This window comes from Streptomyces sp. NPDC093261, from assembly GCF_044753645.1.
GTDB lineage: Bacteria > Actinomycetota > Actinomycetes > Streptomycetales > Streptomycetaceae > Streptomyces.
Genome location: NZ_JBIVNO010000025.1, coordinates 1 through 20,822, shown reverse-complemented (window position 1 = coordinate 20,822; position 20,822 = coordinate 1). Strand labels below are relative to the sequence as shown.

Annotated in this window: 2 protein-coding genes; both read left to right on the top strand. The window is 74.2% G+C overall.

Translation table 11 applies throughout. From position 1 onward, the window contains the following. Nucleotides 1-13: 13 nt before the first annotated feature. Nucleotides 14-19,999, top strand: coding sequence for a non-ribosomal peptide synthase/polyketide synthase (locus tag ACIP94_RS33920; protein ID WP_402434440.1), 19,986 nt, complete (start codon nt 14-16; stop codon nt 19,997-19,999). A 110-nt stretch (nt 20,000-20,109) separates the two neighbouring features. After that, nucleotides 20,110-20,313 (top strand): MbtH family NRPS accessory protein, encoded by a 204-nt coding sequence (locus tag ACIP94_RS33915; protein WP_301971175.1) that lies wholly within the window; start codon nt 20,110-20,112, stop codon nt 20,311-20,313. Nucleotides 20,314-20,822 lie beyond the last annotated feature (509 nt).

Genomic DNA, 20,822 nt, shown 5'->3' with positions numbered 1-20,822 from the left:
GGACCCGACGACCATGACGTCTTCGAAGCGAAACCGCGCCGAGGCCCTGCCCGCCGACCTGCGGGAGGCGCTGCGGCGCCGGCTGGCCGGGCGGGCCGGCACACCGGATACGGCGGCTCGGCAGGGTATCCCGCGCGCCGATCGCACCCGGCCGCTGCCCCTGTCCTTCGCCCAGCAGCGGCTGTGGTTCCTGGACCGGCTGCGCCCCGGCGACGCCCGCTACAACAGCGCCGTCGCCCTGCGGCTGACCGGCCCGCTGGACCGTGAGGCTCTCTGCCGCGCACTCGAGACGGTGGTGGAGCGCCACGAGGCGCTGCGCACCACCTTCGACGAGAGGGGCGGCCGGCCGGTGCAGACGGTGCACCCGGCCGGCCGGGTCCCGCTGCCGTTACGGGTCATCGACGCGCCGGAGCACCAGGCGGCCGTCGCTGTCCGGACGGCGCTGCTCGACGAGTACACGCGTCCGTTCGACCTGCGTACCGGTCCACTGCTGCGCGCCCTGCTGCTGCGCGAGACGGACGCCTCACACGTCCTGCTCCTGACGGCACATCACATCGTCACCGACGGCTGGTCCATGGGCGTGCTCCTCGAGGAGCTGTGCACGGCCTACGACGCCCTGGCCCGCGGCGCGCAGCCGCAGCTCGCTCCGGTGGCGACACAGTACCCGGACTACGCCGTCTGGCAGCGCGAGCACCTGTCCGGCGCCCGGCTGGAGCGTGAACTCGCCCACTGGTGTCGGACGTTGTCCGGTGCCGTGCCGCCGGAGCTGCCCCTGGACCGCCCGCGCCGCGGTGAGGAGTCGGGAGCGGGTGCGGTCCACACCTTCACCGTGCCCGCGGACACCACCGACCGGCTGCGGCAGCTCGCCGCCGAGCAGCACACCACCCTGTTCGCCTCGCTGACCGCCGCCTGCCAGGCCCTGCTGGCCCGCTGGTCGGGGCAGGACGACATCACGGTGGGCTCCCTCACGCCCGGCCGCTCCCGCACCGACCTCGAGCGGGCTGTCGGCTTCTACGCCAACACCGTCGTCCTGCGCACCCAGGTCGACACGGCCGGCACCTTCCGCGACCTGCTGGCGGCCACGGCCGACACCGTCAACGACGCCTTCGCGCACGGCGACACGCCGTTCGAGCGGCTGGTGGAGGCCGTCGGCACGCGCCGCGAGGCGGGCCGCAACCCCCTCTTCGACGTGATGGTCCTGCTGCACCCGGCCCCACCCGCCGCACCCGCCCCGGACGGCCTGGCCACCTCCCCGGTCACCGTGCCCCGGCAGGCGGCCACCTTCGACCTGAGCGTGGAGTTCGTACCCGACGGGGAGGGGCTGACCGGCTTGCTGGAGTACCGCACCGACCTGTTCGACCCGCCCACCGCGACCCGGATGGCGCACCAGCTGCTGCGGATGCTGGGGGGCGTCGCCGCCGAACCGGACCGGCCGCTCGGCGCGCTGCCCCTGCTCTCCGCGCGTGACGTACGGCAGGTCACCGAGGAGTGGAACGCCACCGCGCGTCCGGTCCCCGACACGACCGTTCCGGCTCTCTTCACCGAGCAGGTCGCCCACACCCCGCAGGCCACGGCGCTGGTCGCCGGCGACCAGCGGCTGGACTACGCGACGCTCGACGCCCGCGCCAACCGGCTCGCCCACCACCTCGTCTCCCTCGGCGCGGGCCCGGAGCGGCTGGTGGCGCTGCGGCTGCCGCGCACCGCCGACATGATCACGGCGATCCTCGCCGTCTGGAAGTCCGGCGCCGGCTATCTGCCGCTCGATCCGGCCCTCCCCGAGGAGCGCGTCCGATTCCTGCTGGACGACGCAGGACCGGAGCTGGTCCTCGACGAGGCCGCGCTGCGGGCGGTGCCCGCCACCGCCCCGGACACCGACCCGGCCGGCACCGACCGGCTCGCCCGGCTGGACCCGGAGAACACCGCCTACGTCGTCTACACCTCCGGCTCCACCGGCCGGCCCAAAGGCGTCGCCGTCTCGCACCGGTCCCTGGCGAACCTGCTCGCCGGGCACCGTGAGGGATTCGTCGCCGAGGCCGGCGGCGGTCCGCTGCGCGTGGCGCTGACGGCGTCGTTCTCCTTCGACACCTCGCTGGAGGGTGTGCTGCTGATGGCCGACGGCCACCCGCTGCACCTGGTCGACGAGACCACCCGGCTGGACGCGGCCGCCCTGGTGGAGTACGTCGTCGAGCACCGCATCGACTTCCTCGACCTCACCCCCTCCTACCTGCGGCAGCTGCTGCCCGCCGGGCTGCTCGGCGACCCGCGCCACCAGCCGAGGGTGCTGATGCTCGGTGGCGAGGCGGTCGGCCCCGGCCTGTGGCGGGAGCTGGCCGGGCGCCGGGACGTGGCCGCGTACAACTTCTACGGCCCCACCGAGTGCACGGTCGACGCGCTGGCCTGCCGCATCCAGGGCGACGGCCGCCCGCTGGTGGGCCGGCCGCTGCGCAATGTGCGGGCCTACGTCCTCGACGACCGGCTCCAGCCCGTGCCGCCCGGCGTCGGCGGCGAGTTGTACCTGGCGGGCGAGCAGGTGGCCCGCGGCTACACGGGACGCCCCGGCCTGACCGCGGCCCGTTTCGTGGCCGACCCGTTCGGGCCGCCCGGCCGCCGGATGTACCGGACCGGCGACCTGGCCCGCTGGACCGCCGACGGCCGGCTGGAGTACCTGGGCCGCGCCGACGACCAGGTCAAAGTGCGCGGCCACCGCATCGAGCCCGGGGAGATCGAGGCGGCCCTGCTGGCCCTGCCGGACGTCACCGCCGCCGCGGTCGTCGCGGTCCCCGACCCGCACGGCCATCTGCGACTGGCCGCCTACCTCGTGCCCGCCGCGGGCGCCCCGCGGCCCGAGGCCGCCGGGCTGCGGGCCGCCTGCCGGCGCGTCCTGCCCGACCACATGGTGCCGTCGTCGTTCACCGTGCTCGACTCCCTGCCGCTGACCACCAGCGGCAAGCTCGACCGCCGGGCGCTGCCCGCCCCCGACCTCGACGCCGCACCGCGCGCAGGGGAGTTCGTCGCCCCGCGCACCCCGGAGGAGGGGACGCTCGCCGCCATCTGGTCCGAGGTGCTGGGAGTCGCGAGAGTCGGCGTCACCGACAACTTCTTCGAGCTGGGCGGCGATTCCATCCTCAGCATCCAGGCCGTCTCCCGGGCCCGCGCCGCCGGCCTCCACCTCAGCTCGCGCGACGTCTTCCGCCACCAGACCGTCGCAGACCTCGTCGCCGCAGCGGCCCGCCGGACCACCGCGATACCCGCGCCCCGGCGGCCCCACGACCACGGGCCCGCACCGCTGACCCCCGTCCAGGACTGGTTCTTCGCCGCCCACGGCCCGTTGCGGCACTTCAGCATGTCGATGCTTCTCGACCTGCCGTACGACCTCGACGAGCAGGCCCTGGAACGCTCCCTGGAGGCGGTGGCCGCCCATCACCCGGCCCTGCGTACCCGGTTCACCCGCTCCGGAGACACCTGGGAACAGCAGCCGGGCGTCGGCCCCACCAGCGGGCTGCTGACCCGCCACGACCTGTGCGTCCTGCCCGCGGCCGACCTGGCCGCCGCCCGCGCCGAGGCCGCCGACACAGCCCGCGCGGCCCTGGACCCCGCCACCGGCTCCTTGCTGCGCGCGGCCCTGCTGCTGCCCCCGGCAGGCGAACGCCCCCAGCTGTTCCTGACGGCCCACCACCTGGCCGTGGACAGCGTCTCCTGGCGCATCCTGCTCGCGGACCTGGAGCGGGCCTACCGGCAGGTAGCGGCGGGCGACCAGGCCCGACTGGAGTCCGCCACCACACCGTTCACCCACTGGGCCGCCCATCTGTCCGGGCGGGTGCGCGCCGGAGACCTGGACGACGACCTGCCGTACTGGAGGCGAGAGGCCGCCACCCCGCGCACCCTTCTGCCCGTCGACCGCACCGGAATTCCCCTCGCGGGATCGGTGCGCACCGTGCGGACCCGGGTGGACCGCGCCACGACCGAGGCGCTGCTGCGCCGGGTGCCCGGCGTCTACCGCACCCAGGTCAACGACGTGCTGCTCAGCGCGCTCGGCCGGGTGCTCGCCGACTGGGCGGGCACCGAGCGGGTCACGGTCGCCCTGGAGGGGCACGGCCGCGAAGACCTCGGCGGTCGGGGGGCCGACGAGGCGATCGACGTGTCGCGGACGGTGGGCTGGTTCACCACCCGGTACCCCGTTACCCTCGCCCCTGCCGGACCCTCGCGCGCGCCGGACTGGGGTGCCACGCTGAAGGCGGTGAAGGAGCGGCTGCGGGCGGTGCCCCGCCGCGGTCTGAGCTACGAGGCTCTGGCGCGTCTAGGCTCACCCGACCCCGCTGCCCGCGCCCTGCGCGAACTGCCGCTGCCGCAGGTCTGCTTCACCTACCACGGACAGTGGGAGGCGTCCGATGGGGGGGACTTCGCGCCCGCCGCCGAGGTGCCCGGCCGCGACACGGCGGCCGATGCGCCCCTGGACCACCTGCTGGACATCTCGGCCGTGGTCTCCGGCGGCGAGCTGGAGATCACCTGGCACTACAGCGACCAGGTGCACCACGCCGAGACCGTGTGGGGGCTGGCGGACGGCATGGTCCGGGCGCTGGTCTCGATCACCGAACACTGCGCCGGGCCGGACGCCGGCGGCCGCAGTCCCTCCGACTTCCCCCTGGCCCGCCTCGACCAGGCCGGTGTGGACCGGCTCGTCGGCGACGGCCGCGACGTCGAAGACCTGCTGCCGCTGACGCCGCTGCAGGAGGGCATGCTGTTCCACCGCCTCGTCGGTGGCCCGGACGACATCTACGTCGACCAGGCGGCCCTGCTCCTGGAGGGGGTGGCGGACCCGCACGTCTTCGCCCTGGCCTGGCAGCGGGTGACCGACCGCACGCCCGCGCTGCGGACCTGCGTGGTGTGGGAGGACGTGCCCGTGCCGCTGCAGGTCGTCCACCGGGCCGTCAGTGTGCCGGTGGTCCACCTGGACTGGCGGGACATGAGCGAGGAGGAGCGCGCCGAGCGGTTCGCCCGGCTGCGCTCCGACGACCTCGCGAGCGGTCTGGAGCTCGGTGCGGCGCCGTTGATGCGGCTCACCCTGGTCCGGCTGCCCGATACGCGGCTGCACCTGCTGTGGACCTCCCACCATCTGATCCTTGACGGCTGGAGCCTCGCCCAGGTGCTCACCGAGGTGTGCGAGGAGTACGCGGCGCTCACCGCCGGAAGCGAGCCGCGGCCACCCGTGCGCCGCCCGTTCGGTGATTACGTGCGCTGGCTGGCCGACCAGGACGCCGACGCCGTGCGCGCCCACTGGCGGGGTGTCCTCGGCGGCTTCGCCACCCCGACGCCGCTGCCCGTCGACCGCCCTTTGCACGAGGCCCACCAGGCGCGGTCGGCGGACGTCCACACCGCCGAACTGCCTGACGCCGTGTCACGACAGCTGGCGCGTACCGCCCGGATGGCAGGGCTCACCCTGAGCACGGTGGTGCAGGGGGCCTGGGCGCTGCTCCTGGCCCGCTACAGCGCGGAGTCCGATGTGGTCTTCGGCACCACGGTCTCCGGACGCCCCGACGACCTCCACGGCGTCGAGTCGATGGTGGGCATGTTCATCAACACCCTGCCCACCCGCGTCCAGGTGGACGGCCGCCGCCCGGCCGCCGCCTGGCTGCGCGAACTCCAGGACGCCCAGGCGGAGTCGCGGCGCTTCGCCGCCGTCTCCCTGGCGGAGCTGACCTCGCTGAGCGACGTGCCGGCCGGCACCCCTCTGTTCCACAGCATGGTCGCCTTCGAGAACTACCCCTTCGACGAGGCCCGCACGGCCGGCTCGGGCGTGCGCCTCGTGGACGTCGCCTCGCGGGACGCCACCAACTACCCCCTCGTCCTGCGCGCCTACCAGGGCGAACGGCTCGGCTTCGACCTGGCCTACGACCCCGGCCTGTTCGACCCCCCGACCGTACGGGCACTCGCCGACCGGTTGTGCCTGCTCCTCGCCGAGATCGCCGCCGGTCCCGAGCGGCCGCTGCGCACCCTCGCCTGGACGACGGCCGAGGAACGGCACCGGATGCTCGTGGAGTGGAACGGTGCGGAGCAAGGGCGCCCCGGGGAGAGCCTGGTGGACCTGTTCGAGGCCCAGGCCGCCCGGGTCCCCGACGCGATCGCCGTCACCTGCGGGGACGATCGTCTCGACTACGCCACCCTCGAGGCCCGCGCCGCCCGGCTCGCCCACCGGCTCGCGGAGTCGGGCGCCGGGCCCGAGCGCTACGTGGCCCTTGCCCTGCCCCGCTCCACCGACCTGGTCGTGGCGATCCTCGCCGCGCTCAAGACGGGCGCGGCCTACCTGCCGATCGACCCCCGCTCACCCGCCGAACGCGTCGCCCATCTGCTCCGGGACGCCGCCCCGGTGATCCTGGTGACCACCACGGAGTCCGCCGAACTGGCCGGGGGCACGCCGGTGCCCGCCCTGTTCCTGGACGACCCGTCGGTGCGGGCCGACGTGGAGACGCGTCCAGCCACCGGCCCGGACCGGGCCCTGCGCCCCGCTCCGGAATCACCCGCCTACGCCATCTACACCTCGGGATCCACCGGCCGCCCCAAGGGCGTCGTCATCCCCCACGCCAATGTCGTCCGGCTGTTCACGCGCACCCGACCCTGGTTCGGATTCGACGAGCACGACGTGTGGACGCTGTTCCACTCCTACGCCTTCGACTTCTCCGTGTGGGAGCTGTGGGGCGCCCTGCTGCACGGCGGCCGGCTCGTCGTCGTCCCCGACGACGTGGCACGCTCCCCGGAGGAGTTCCTGCGTCTGCTGGCGGACGAACGCGTCACGGTCCTCAACCAGACGCCGTCGGCCTTCCATCCCCTGGTGCGCGCCGACGCCGAACACCGCGACGTCAGCGCACGCTTGACCCTGCGCACGGTGATCCTCGGAGGGGAGGCCCTGGACGTCGGGAGGCTGGCGGACTGGTACGCCCGCCATCCCGACACCGCGCCGCGACTCGTCAACATGTACGGCATCACCGAGACGACGGTGCACGTCACCTATGCGCCGCTCGACCGGGCGACGGCCCTCGCGGGCACCGCGAGCCCCATCGGATCGGGCATCCCCGACCTGCGGATCCACGTCCTCGACGGCGACCTCGCTCTCGTACCGCCCGGAGCCCTGGGCGAGATGTACGTGGCGGGGGAGGGCCTCGCGCGCGGCTATCTGGGCCGGCCTGGGCTGACCGCGACCCGCTTCGTCGCCGACCCCTTCGGCCCACCCGGCAGCCGTATGTACCGCACGGGCGACCGGGCCCGGTGGCGGTCCGACGGCACGCTGGAATACCTGGGCCGCGCCGACCAGCAGGTGAAGATACGCGGCTACCGCATCGAGCCCGGCGAGATCGAGGCCGCCCTGCACACCCACCCGGGCGTCGGTGCCGCCGCGGTCGGTGTGTACGAGGACGCCTCCGGAACCCGACGGCTGGTCGCGCATGTCGTCGGCACCCTCGGCGGTGAGCACACCGGCCCACCGTCCGCCGCCGAGTTGCGCGCCCACCTGGAGCGCCTGCTGCCCGCACACATGGTGCCCGCCGCCTACGTACCGATGGCGGCGCTGCCGCTCACCGTCAACGGCAAACTCGACCGGCGTGCCCTGCCCGCCCCCGGACCGGACGGCTTCGCCACCGGGGCCGACCGTATCGCGCCGCGCACTCCTGCCGAACGCCTGGTCGCTGCCTCCTGGGCGGATGTCCTGGACACCGACGAGGTGGCCGCGGGCGACGACTTCTTCGCCCTGGGCGGCGACTCCCTCCTCGCGGTCCGCGTCACCGCCCGCCTGCGTGCGGCCTTCGGCGCTGACGTGTCGCCCCGACTGCTGTTCACCCACCCGACGGTCGCCGCGCTGGCCGCCGCCCTCGGAGAGCCGCCCGCCGCGACGAGCCTCCCGGCCGACACCATCCCGGCCGCGGACCCCGCAACCCCGCCGCCGCTGTCGTACGCCCAGCAGCGCCTGTGGTTCCTCGACCGCTTCGACCCCGGAAGCACCGAGTACACGACCCTGTCCGTGCTGCGGCTGCGCGGTGCCCTCGACGACAGGGCCCTGCGCGCCGCCCTGGACGGCCTGGTCGCCCGGCACGAGGCGCTGCGCACCACGTTCGCCGAGCAGGACGGCCATGCCCGGCAGCTTGTGCACCCGCCGTACCCGGTCGAGGTGCCCCTCGACGACCTCACCGGAGCCAGGGACGCGTCGGCGGCCCTTGACGCGCTCCTGGAACGCGAGGCGGGCCGCCCCTTCGATCTTGCCGCCGGGCCCCTGCTGCGCGCCCGGCTCGCCCGCGTCAGCACGGACGAGCACGTGCTCGTCCTGGCCGTCCACCATATCGTCGTGGACGGCTGGTCCATCGGTGTCCTCGGCCGGGACCTGGGCGAGCTGTACGCGGCGGCACAGCAGGCCCGATCCGCCGTGCTACCCGAACTGCCCGTGAGGTACACCGACTTCGCCGCCTGGCAGCGGGGCCGCACCGACCGTGCCGAGCAGGACCTCGCCTACTGGCGACGGGCGCTGGACGGGCTGATCCCCCTGGAGTTGCCCACCGACCGCCCTCGCCCGGCCGTCCGCACCCGTGAGGGGGCCCTGGTCGCCTTCGCCCTGCCCGCCGCGCTGACCAACCGGCTCCGCGAGAGGGGCCGCGACGCCGACGCCACTCTCTTCATGATGTTGCTGACAGGGTGTCAGCTCCTGCTGGCTCGTTGGACCGGTCAGGACGACGTGGCCGTCGGCACGGTGACCGCCGGTCGCGAACGTGCCGAACTCGACGACGTGGTCGGCATGTTCGTCAACACACTGGTCTTGCGCGGCCGGATACGTCCCGGTCTCACCTTCCGCGAACTGCTGGCCGAGGTCCGCACCACCGTCCTGGAGGCGTTCGCCCACCAGGAAGTGCCCTTCGAGCGGCTCGTGGACGCCCTCCAGCCCGAACGGGACACCAGCCGCACCCCCCTCTTCCAGGTCATGGTGGCCCTGCACAACCTGGGCGCCGAGGCACCCCGCCTGCCGGGACTCGAGGTGGAGCCCGTTTCCCCGCCGGTGCGGCACGCCACCTTCGATCTCGCCTTCGACTTCGTCGAGGGCGACGACGGCGTGACCGGCTACCTGGAGTACAACACCGACCTCTTCGACGCGGACACGGCCGAACACCTGGCGGCCCGGCTACGGCTCCTCCTGGAGGCCGCCGCCGAGGACCCGGACCGGCTTGTCGGCGCACTGCCGTTGATGACCGCCGCCGAGCGGCATCGGGTGCTGGGGGAGTGGCAGGGAGACCGGCTGCCGGTGCCGGACGCCGTCCTCCCCGCCCTGTTCGAGGCACAGGCCGCCCGCACCCCCGACGCCACCGCCCTGGTCGCCCGGGACGCCACCTTGGACTTCGCCGCCCTCAACGAGCGCGCCAACCGGCTGGCCCACCACCTCATCGGCCTGGGCGTCGGAGCCGAACGGGTCGTCGCCGTCCGCCTGCCCCGCACCTCCGAGCTGCTGGTGACGCTGTTCGCCGTGCTCAAGGCGGGCGGCACCCTGCTCTGCCTGGACCCCGACCTGCCCGAGCAGCGGACCGCGTTCCTCCTCCGGGATGCCGCGCCGCACACCGTCCTGACGCCCGACGCGCTGCGCGAAGTGCCCTGGGACCGGCTGCCGGCCCACGACCCCGTCGACGCCGACCGGCTCGAGCCGCTGCGCCCCGAGAACACCGCCTACATCGTCTACACCTCCGGATCCACCGGCCGCCCCAAGGGGGTCGTCGTGGAACACCGCCAGCTGGCCAACCTCTGCCACGACCACCGGGAAGGACTCGTCGCCCCGCACACCACGGACGGAAGCCGCCTGCGTGCCGCGCTCAGCGCCTCGTTCTCCTTCGACACCTCCTGGGAGGGCGCTCTGTTGCTCGCCCTCGGCCAGGAGGTCCATCTGGTCGACGAGGACGTCCGCCTGGACCCGGAGGCGTTCTGCGCCCAGGTGGCCGAGCGGCGGCTGGACCTGGTGAACGTCACCCCGTCCTTCCTGCGCGAACTGACCTCTGCCGGGCTCCTCGCGCCCGGCCGCCACCACCCGCGCCTGCTGCTGGTGGGCGGCGAGGCGGTCGGAGCCGCCGCCTGGCGGGAGTTGTGCGCGGCCGGGAACGACCTCGGCGTCACCGTGTACAACATGTACGGGCCCACCGAGTGCACCGTCGACGCCGTCTACGGCCGCTGCGCCGACCGGCCCGACCGCCCGGTCATCGGCCGCCCCGGCCGCAACCTGCGCGCCTACGTCCTGGACGGGGCCCTGCGCCCGGTGCCGCCCGGCACGCCGGGCGAACTGTACCTGGCGGGTGCCCAGGTGGCCCGCGGCTACCTGAACCGTCCCGGCCTGACCGCCTCCCGCTTCCTCGCCGATCCGTTCGGCGCGCCGGGAGAGCGCATGTACCGAACGGGCGACCGCGCCCGCTGGGACGCGCAAGGGCTGCTGGAGTTCCTCGGACGCGTCGACGAGCAGGTGAAGATCCGAGGCTTCCGCATCGAACCCGGTGAGGTCGAAGCCGCGCTCCTCGGCCACGAGGACATCGCCCAGGCCGTGGTCACCGCCCGCGAACACGCAGGTCGGCTGTTGCTCGCCGCCTACCTGGTGCCTGCCGGGGACCGCGTCCCGACGGCCCATCAACTGCGGGTGCATCTGCGGCGGACGCTGCCCGACCACATGGTGCCCGCCGCGTTCGTCCCGCTGGACCGGATTCCGCGCACCACCAGCGGAAAGACCGACCGACGCGCCCTGCCCGCCCCGCCGGCGCAGCCGGACAGCGCGACGCGCTACGTCGCTCCCCGCCCCGGCACCGAGGAGCGCCTGGCCGCCATCTGGGCGGATGTCCTCGGCGTCGAGCGGGTGGGCGCACAGGACAACTTCTTCACGCTGGGCGGTGATTCGATCCTCAGCATCCAGATCGTCTCCCGTGCCCGCCAGGCCGGACTCGCCCTGACGACCAAGGACGTCTTCCGCCACCAGACCGTCGCCGAACTCGCCCTGCGCGTCACCGAGAGGGCCCCCCGTTCGGTCGCAGCCGAGGCGGCCCCACCCGCCGAGGCACCGCTCGCCCCGATCCAGCGGTGGTACCTGCACGGCCGCCGCCCGGGCGACCCGCTCCGGTTCACCATGACCCAGCGTCTTGAACTCGCCCCGGATGTCGACGCCTTGGCCCTGCGGCAGGCGGTCGAGGCCCTGACATACCATCATGCGGCTCTGCGCACCCGGTTCCGCTTCACCGGCACCGACTGGCACCAGGAGGTCCTGCCCGAGGCGCCGGGCGGCATTCTCAGCCACCACGACGTGGCGGCCCTGGACGCCGCTGCGCTGGAAGCGGAGGTACAGCACGCGGCGGAGGCGGCGCAGGCATCGCTCGACCCCACCGAGGGCCGGGTCGTTCGGGTGCTGCACTTCGACCGCGGCCCGCGCCGCCCGGCGCAGTTGCTCCTCACCGTCCACCACCTGGTCGTGGACGGTGTCTCCTGGCGCATCCTGCTGGCCGACCTGGAGAAGGCGTACGGTGCCTCCGTCTCCGGTCGGCCCGTCGCCCTGCCGCAGGTGGGCACCGCGTACGGCCACTGGACGCACCGGCTGGAGCGGCACACCCGCTCCGGAGGCTTCGACGCCGACCTGGAGCACTGGAGGCGTACCGGCGCCGCCCCGGCCGCCCTGCCGGCCGGCAGGCCCGGGCCCAACACCCACGGCACCGCCGCCACCGTCACCGTGACGCTGGATCGCGAGCAGACCAACGCGCTGCTGCGTCAGGTCCCCGACGTCTACCGCACCCAGGTGAACGACGTGCTGCTGAGCGCGCTCGGCCGTACCCTGGCCCGCTGGTGCGGACGCGACACCGTCCTGGTCGGCGTGGAGGGCCACGGTCGCGAGGACCTCTTCGAGGACGCGGACCTGTCACGCACCGTGGGCTGGTTCACCGCGGAGTTCCCGCTCGCTCTGACCGTGGCCCGTGACGCGGGCTGGCGCGAGAACCTGCGCTTGGTCAAGGAGCAACTGCGCGCCGTACCCCTGCACGGTCTGAGCCACGGCGCGCTCCGGCAACTGCTGCCGGACAGCCCGCTGGCCGACGCGGCACCCCAGGTCGGGTTCAACTACCACGGCCAGTGGGACGCGGGCGCCGCCGCGGAGCCCGGCGGCCTGTACCGCGGCGCCCTGCCGCCGGCCGGCCGCGACACTGACCCCGAGGAACCCCGCCCCTACCTGCTCGACGTCACGGGCGTGGTGCAGGACGGCCGGCTCGAACTGGGCTGGACCTACCCCACCGCCGTATATGACGAGTCCCTGGTGCGCGAGCTGGCCGAGGAGATGGCCACGGCGCTGCGTGAGATCGTGGCGCACTGCTCGCTTCCGGAGGCGGGCGGCCGGACCCCGTCCGACTTCCCGCTGGCCGGACTCACCCAGGACCAGCTGGACCGGCTGGTGGGCGACGGGCGGCACGTGGCGGACGTCCTGCCGCTGACACCGCTGCAGTCCGGCATGCTCTTCCACGGGCTCGTGGACACCGCGGGCGCCTACTTCGACCGGACGGCGGTACGGCTGTCGGGCGTCGCCGAGCCGCGGGCCTTCGCCGAAGCATGGCAGCAGGTCGCCGACCGCACACCGGCCCTGCGCACCAGCGTCCACTGGCAGGGGCTGACCCACCCGGTCCAGGTGGTCCACCAGCGAGTGAAGCTGCCCGTGAAGCACGTCGACTGGCGTGAACTGACGAGCCGTCAACTAGCTGCGTCAGTCGACTCCTTGCTTGCCGAGGACCGCGCGGCGAGCATGGAGCTGACAGACGCGCCACTGACCCGCCTCACCCTTGCCGCCCTGCCCGGCGACGAGGTGCTGCTGCTGTGGTCCACCCACCATCTCATCCTGGACGGCTGGAGCACCGCGCACCTGCTCACCGAGGTGTGCGAGCGCTACGCCGCGCTCACCGGCGGCCCGGACACCGCCCCGCCCGCCCGGCGCCCGTTCGCGGACTTCCTGCGGTGGTTGCGGGACCAGGACGAGGACGCGGCCGAACGGTACTGGGCCGACACTCTCGCCGGCTTCACCGCGCGCACCCCACTGCCGTACGACCGCACCCCCACCGAGGCGCACCGGACCCGCTCCGCCGACGCCGTGCACCACGAGCTGGACGTGCGGACCTCGGAGCGGCTGAGGGAAACCGCCGCCCGGGGTGGACTGACCGTCAACACCGTGGTCCAGGGCGCCTGGGCGCTGCTCCTGTCCCGCTACAGCGGGCGCCGTGACGTGGTGTTCGGCACCACCGTCTCCGGCCGTCCGGCCGAACTCCCGGGCGTGGACTCCATCATCGGCATGTTCATCAACACCGTGCCGACCCGGGTCCGCGTCCCCGCGACAAGGGTCCTCACCTGGCTGCGGGAACTGCAGGAGCAGCAGAGCGACGCCCGGCGCTTCGACTTCCTCGCGCTGCCCCGGATCCAGGCGCTCAGCGGCGTCCCGGCGGGCGAGGCGCTGTTCGACAGCATGGTGGTGTTCGAGAACTACCCCGTCGACGAGTCGGCCGCGGCCCGCACCGGCGTGCGGGTGGAGGAGGTGCGCACCGACGACGCCACCACCTTCCCGCTGTGCCTGCGCGCCCACCTGGCCGGCCGCCTCGGTTTCGACCTCGCCTACGACGCTGCGCTGTTCGACCGCGCGACGGTCGAACGCGCCGCGGCCCGCCTGGCCGTTCTGCTCACCGCCCTCGCCGAGCACATGGAGGGTGACGCGGACGATCTGGAGCTTCTCACCCCGGCCGACCGCGAGGTGCTGGACGGCTGGAACACGACCGCGCGCGGTGTGGCGCCCCGCAGCCCGGTGGACCTGTTCGCCGAGCAGGTACGCCGCACTCCGGACGCGGTCGCGGTGAGCGACGGGACCCGGCGGGTCGGCTACCGTGAACTCGACGAGTGGTCCGACCGCTTGGCGGAGCGCCTGGTGGCCGACGGGCTGGCGCCGGAGGAACGCGTGGCCCTGCTCATGGACCGCTCCGCCGAACTCGTCGTCGCCCAGCTCGCGGTCCTGAAGGCGGGCGGTGCCTATCTCCCGGTGGACACCCGGGCCCCGGAGGAACGCCGCCGCGCCCTGCGGGCCCAGGCGGGCGCCACGGCCCGGCTCACCGCCGAGGAGGTCGCCGCCGCCCGCACCGTCGCGGCCGGCCCGCTGTCCCTTCCCGCCGGCGACCCGGACCGGCTGGCCTACGTCATGTTCACCTCCGGATCCACCGGCCGGCCCAAGGCGGTCGCGGTACGGCACCGTGACGTGGCGTCGCTGGCCACCGACAGCCGTTTCGCCGACGGCATGAGCGCCCGGGTGCTGCTGCACTCGCCGGTCGCGTTCGACGCCGCCACCTTCGAGGTGTGGGCGCCGCTGCTCAACGGCGGCTGTGTGGTGGTCGCCCCCGAAGGCCCGGTGGACGCGGCACTGCTGCGGCGGCTGATCGCGGAGGGCGGGCTGACGGCGCTGTGGCTGACCGCGGGTCTGTTCCGGCTGCTGTCCCAGGACGCGCCGGACTGCCTGGCGGGGCTGCGCCAGGTGTGGACCGGAGGCGACGTGGTTCCCGCGGCGGCCGTGCGCCGGGTCCTGGCCGCCTGCCCCGGCCTGACCGTCGTCGACGGCTACGGGCCCACGGAGGCCACCACCTTCACCACGTCCCACGCGCTGACCGACGCGGCCCGGGTTCCCGACACCGTGCCCATCGGCCACCCGATGGACGACATGCAGGTGCACCTTCTCGACGCCCGTCTGAAGCCCGTACCGCCCGGCTGCACCGGAGAGCTGTACGCGGCCGGGGAAGGCGTGGCGCGTGGCTACCTGGGCCGTCCCGGTGACACCGCCGCCCGCTTCCTCGCCGATCCGTTCGGGCCGCCCGGCGCCCGGATGTACCGCACCGGCGACCTGGCGCGGCGTCGCACGGACGGCACGATCGAGTTCCTCGGCCGCGCGGACGACCAGGTGAAGATCCGCGGCTTCCGGGTGGAGCCCGGCGAGGCGGAGGCGGCCCTCGCGGCGCATCCCGGCGTGACCGATGTGGCGGTGGTGGCCCGGGAGGACCGGCCGGGCGCCCGCCGGCTGGTGGCCTACGTGGTCGGCCCGGCCGACCAGGGCCCGGACGGCCTGCGGGAGTTCGCCCAGCGGACGCTGCCCGACTACCTCGTCCCGTCGGCGTTCGTCCCGCTGGCGGCTCTCCCGCTCAGCGAAAACGGCAAGGTCGACCGTGCGGCGCTCCCGGACCCGGACCCCGATGGGGACGCACCGCGCACGCGGTCCGAGCCGCGCACCGCGCACGAACACCGCACGGCCCGGATCTTCGCCGAGGTGCTGGGCATCGAGCGGCCCGGCATGGAGGACGACTTCTTCCGGCTGGGCGGTGACTCGATCCTCAGCATCCGCCTCGCCTCCCGGCTCGCCGAGGAGTTCGGCACGCGGCTGTCTCCTCGCGCCGTGTTCACCCATCCCACCCCCGCGGCCCTCGCCGCGCTGCTCGTCGAGCGCGACCAGGGCGAACAGGACGAGAGGCGGCGTCCCGCGATCGTCCCGGTCGCCCGCGACGCGATGGTGCCGATGTCCTGGGCCCAGCAACGCCTCTGGTTCCTGGAAGAGTTCGCGCCCGGCGGCGCCGAGTACGTGACCGCGCTCGCCCTGCGCCTGCGGGGTGCGCTCGACACCGGCGCCCTCGTCGCGGCCCTGCGCGCCCTGGTGGCCCGGCACGAGTCGCTGCGCACCACCTTCGACACGGTGGACGGCCAGGGCGTCCAGATCGTCCATCCGCCGCAGGACGTACCGCTGCCGCTGTACGACCTGTCCCGGCAGCCCGAGGAGGACCGCCAGGCCCGCCTGGAGCAGCACCTCGCGGACGAGCGCGCCCGTCCGTTCGACCTCCGCACCGGTCCGCTGATGCGTGCCGGCCTCATCCGGCTGGCCGACGACCACCACGTACTGACCCTGACCCTGCACCACATCGTCACCGACGGCTGGTCGACCGCCGTACTCACCGGGGACCTGGCCCACCTCTACCGGGCCGAACTCGTCGTCGGGTCCGCGCAGTTGCCGCCGCTGCCGGTGCAGTACGCCGACTACGCCCACTGGCAGCGCACCACGGGCACCGCCGGCACCGACGGACACCTCGCCTACTGGAAGAAGCAACTGGCCGACGCCGAACCGCTGGAGCTGCCCACCGACCGGCCGCGTCCGGTGGTGCGCACCCGCGCCGGGGCGACCGCACGGTTCCAGCTGCCGCCGCGGTCGGCCCGCCGGCTGGGCCGGGTCGGCCGGGAGCGCGGAGCCACCCTGTTCACGACGCTCGTCGCCGTGGCGCAGACATTCCTCGCACGACTGTCCGGCCAGCGGGACATCGCCGTGGGCACGGTCACCTCCGGCCGAGACCGTGCCGAGATCCAGAACCTGGTCGGGTTCTTCGTCAACACCCTGGTCCTGCGCTCCCGGGTCGACGCGGACCGGCCGTTCCCCGAGTTCCTCGCCGAGGTGCGCGAGACGGTGCTCGACGCCCTCGCCCACCAGGAGGCGCCGTTCGAGCGCGTGGTGGACGAGGTGCAGCCGGTCCGCGACACCAGCCGCACCCCGCTCTTCCAGGTCATGGTGGTGCTGCAGAACACCCCGAGGGCCGACCTCGACCTGCCCGGGCTCGACGTCACCGACATCGAGACGGACCTGCGGCACGCCGCGTTCGACCTGACCCTGGAGTTCGCCGAGACCGACTCCGGAGCTCTGGACGGGCTGCTCACGTACAACACCGACCTGTTCGACGCGGCCACGGCCGAGCGGATGGCCGACCAGCTCGCCACGCTGCTGACCGCCGTCGCCGATGACCCGCACCGGCCGCTGGGCGCGCTGCCGCTGACCTCCGACGAGGAGCTGAGGGCCTTTCTGGAGCGCGGCCGGACCGCCGCCCCACCGGTACCCACGGCGACGCTGGCGGAGCTGTTCGAGCGTCAGGCGGCCCGCACACCGGAGGCGGTCGCGCTGGCGGACGGCTCACGGCAGATGACGTACGCGGAGATGGACCGCGCAGCCAACCGGCTCGCCCACCGGCTCATCCGCCGCGGCGTCGGGCCCGAGTCCGTCGTCGCCCTGGCCCTGCCGCGCGCCGCGGAGACGGTGGTGGCGCAGCTCGCCGTGACCAAGGCCGGCGGCGCCTTCCTCCCCGTGGACCCCGCCTATCCGCCGCGGCGGCGGCAGTTCATGGTGCGCGACGCCGGCGCCCGCTTGGTCCTCGACGACGCCGCGGACGTCCTGAAGGGTGACGGGCCGGACACCGCCCCGACGGACGCCGACCGCGTCGCCCCGCTCACCCCCGACCACCCGGCCTACGTCATCTACACCTCCGGGTCCACCGGTACGCCCAAGGGCGTGGTGGTGACGCACCGCGGCCTGGCCCCCTTCGCCGCGGCCGCCGCGGACCGCTACGCGGCGGGCCCCGGGGATCGGGTGCTGCAGTTCGCCTCGCCCAGCTTCGACGCCTCCGTACTGGAGCTGTGCGTCTCCCTGCTCACCGGCGCCACCCTGGTCACCGGCGAGGAGGGCCCGCTGATCGGTGAGCGGCTGGCCGAGGTCCTCACCGAACGGCGCATCAGCCACGCGCTGATCCCACCGGCGGCCCTGGCCACCGTGCCACCGGGCACGGCCGACGCCCTGCCGCATCTGCGCACCCTGATCGTGGGCGCCGAGGCATGCCCGGCCGACCTGGTGGAGCGGTGGGCCCCGGGACGCCGGATGATCAACTCATACGGTCCCACCGAGGCCACGGTGGTCGCCACCTGGACCGACCCGCTGACTCCGGGCACGGGCGCACCGCCGATCGGCCGTCCGGCCGGCGCCACCCGCGTCCACGTCCTCGACGCCGCCCTGCGGCCGGTCCCGCCGGGCGTCACCGGGGAGCTCTATGTCGCAGGGCCGCAACTCGCCCGCGGCTACCTGAACCGCCCCGGCCTGACCGCGTCCCGCTTCCCGGCCGACCCGTTCGGCGCTCCGGGGGAGCGTATGTACCGCACCGGCGATCTCGTGCGCTGGAGCACCGACGGTGAGCTGGTCTTCGCCGGACGCGCCGACGACCAGGTCAAGCTGCGCGGCTTCCGCATCGAACCCGGGGAGATCGAGAGCGCCTTGCGCCGCGACTGCCGGGTCAAGGACGCGGTGGTCGTCGTACGGGCAGACGGCACGAGCGGCACGGCACGGCTGGTGGCGTACGTCGTCCCCGCCGAGGGCATCCCCGGCGAACCGGTCCCGGCGGAGCTGCGCGAGCACCTGGCCGGGCTGCTGCCCCCGCACATGGTCCCGTCGGTGTTCGTCCTGCTGGAGCGGCTGCCGATCACCCCGAACGGCAAGATCGACCGGCGTGCCCTGCCCGACCCCGGGCCGACGGCCACAGGAGGCGCGCCGCGCACGGCACCGCGCACCGATACCGAACGCCGGATCGCCAGGATCTGGGCCGATGTCCTCGGGGTGGCGGAGGTCGGCGCGGACGACAACTTCTTCCAGCTCGGCGGTGACTCCATCCTGAGCATGCAGGTGGTCTCCCGGCTGCGGCGCGACGGCCTGCACGTGGTCACCCGCGACCTGTTCGCCCATCAGACGGTGGCCGAGCTGGCGACCGCCGTCCGCGCCGCCCCGCAGGGCTCCGCCGACGGCCCGGTGACCGGTGAGGTGCCGCTCACCCCGATCCAGGAGTGGTTCCTGGGCACATCCCGCGCCAGCCACCACCACTTCAACCAGTCGGTGCTGCTGGAACTCGACGGCATGCCCCATCCGGCCGCCCTGCGCACGGCCCTGGACGCCCTGCTGGAACACCATGACGCCCTGCGGATGCGCTTCACCAGGCAGCAGGACGGATGGCACCAGTTCAACCCGCCGCCGGCCGGCGACGAGGGCGTCCTCGTCCACCACGACCTGAGGGGCCTGTCGGACACGGAGGCGGACGCGGCCATGGAGAAGGCCGCCGACGACCTCCACACCGGTTTCGACATCGGGCGGGGTCCGTTGCTGCGGGCGGCCCTCTTCACCGGCAACGCGGGACGGCCCTGCCACCTCCTCCTCGTCGCCCATCACCTGGTCGTTGACGCGGTCTCCTGGCGCATCCTGTGCGACGACCTGGAGACCGCCTACCGGCAGGCCGCCCACGGTGAGCCCGTCGGCCTGGGGGAGCGCACCACCTCTTTCCGCGACTGGTCCAGGAAGCTCGCCGCTCATGTCGCCGCCGGTGGCCTGGACCACGAACTGCCCTACTGGGAAAAGGCGGTGGCCGCCGAGCCGCTGCCCGCCGACGAGGCCCCCGGACCCGACGCGGAGCCCGCCCGCACGCTCGCCGTGGAGCTCGGCGAGGAGGACACGGCGGCCTTGCTGCGCGCCGCACCCACCGCCTACCGCACCCGGGTCAACGACGTCCTGTTGGCCGCCCTGGCCCTGGCCCTGGCCCGCTGGACCGGACGCGACCGCATCCGTCTCGACCTGGAAGGACACGGCCGCGAGGACCTGCTGGCGGGGGTCGACCTCTCCCGGACCGTCGGCTGGTTCACCACCATCCACCCGGTCGCCCTGGAGGTGAGCGAACGCGACGATATGAGCCCGGCCCGAGACTGGCGGGCCCTGGTGAAGTCGGTGCGCCGTCAGCTGCGGGCCGTGCCCGGCAACGGACTCGGCTTCGGCGCCCTGCGCACCTACGGGTCGCCCGAGGTGCGCGAGCGTCTCGGACGGGCCGTACACGGGCAGGTGGTGTTCAACTACCTGGGCCAGTGGGACGCCCGCTCGGCTGACTCCGGCGGCGGCCTGGTGCGCGCCGAACAGGGCTCTCTGGGCCAGGACCACGACCCCAGGGACAGCGGATCGCACCCGCTGGAAGTGGTGGGGGCGGTCCAGAACGGGCGCCTGGCCTTCACCTGGCACCACCGGGCCGCCGTCCACGACACGCCGGCCGTACGGGCCGTCGCGGAGGAGTTCGCCACGGCACTGCGGCACATCGCCCGCCACGCCCGGGACAACGTGTGACGGCGAACGGCACCGCCCGCGGGCCGCCGCTCCCCGCGCGCCGCTCGACGGGACGGCCCGGACCACCGTATCGACGCACCCAGAAAACAGCCGAGACAGGAGAGAACGACATGGACGAGAACACCCGCTACCAGGTGCTGCGCAACGACGAGGAGCAGTACTCGCTGTGGCCGGTCGATGTCGAGGTGCCGGCCGGCTGGCAGCCCGTCGGCAAGGAGGGCACCGAGGCCGAGTGCTCCGCCTACGTCGACGAGGTGTGGACCGACATGCGCCCGCGCAGCCTGCGCGAGCGCATGGAGAACGCCGGGGCCTGAGTCCGGTCGTCGACCTCCCGCCTGCCCCGCGACGACACGCCCCTCAGGCACGCTCACCGCACCGGGCGCAGATCCGAGTACCTGCCGTACGACGGTCTGCGCCCGCAACGCCGAGAGCACGCACCTGACGCCACAGGGGCCGTCCTCCGACGGACGACGGGAAGTGACAACGGATCTGCTGCCCCCATCAGGCACCCTTCCCGCGTGGCGACACAGGCACGCCCGCTTGCCGCACCGGTCGGAAGTTCAAGCACACACATCCGGTGCGAGGACTTCCGGCCGGCACGCGCTCCTTGACGGGCCACCCTGCCCGCCGGACACCGGCTCCTACCGGCGCGCCGGGACGTCGGCCCGCGGCCCCGACCGCGGGGCGACGCCCCGGGCGGCCCCCCCCGCGCCGCCCCCCCCCCCCCCCCCCCCGGGCCGGCCGGCCCGGTCGACGCGCGGCGGTCGTCATGACACCCGTCCTGCCCACCCATCGGCTGCAGGTGAGGGCGGACCCCCCCGCG

Coding starts and splice junctions, on each gene's coding strand:
- ACIP94_RS33920 (WP_402434440.1), top strand. CDS start 14: ATGACGTCTTCGAAGCGAAACCGCGCCGAGGCCCTGCCCGCCGACCTG.
- ACIP94_RS33915 (WP_301971175.1), top strand. CDS start 20,110: ATGGACGAGAACACCCGCTACCAGGTGCTGCGCAACGACGAGGAGCAG.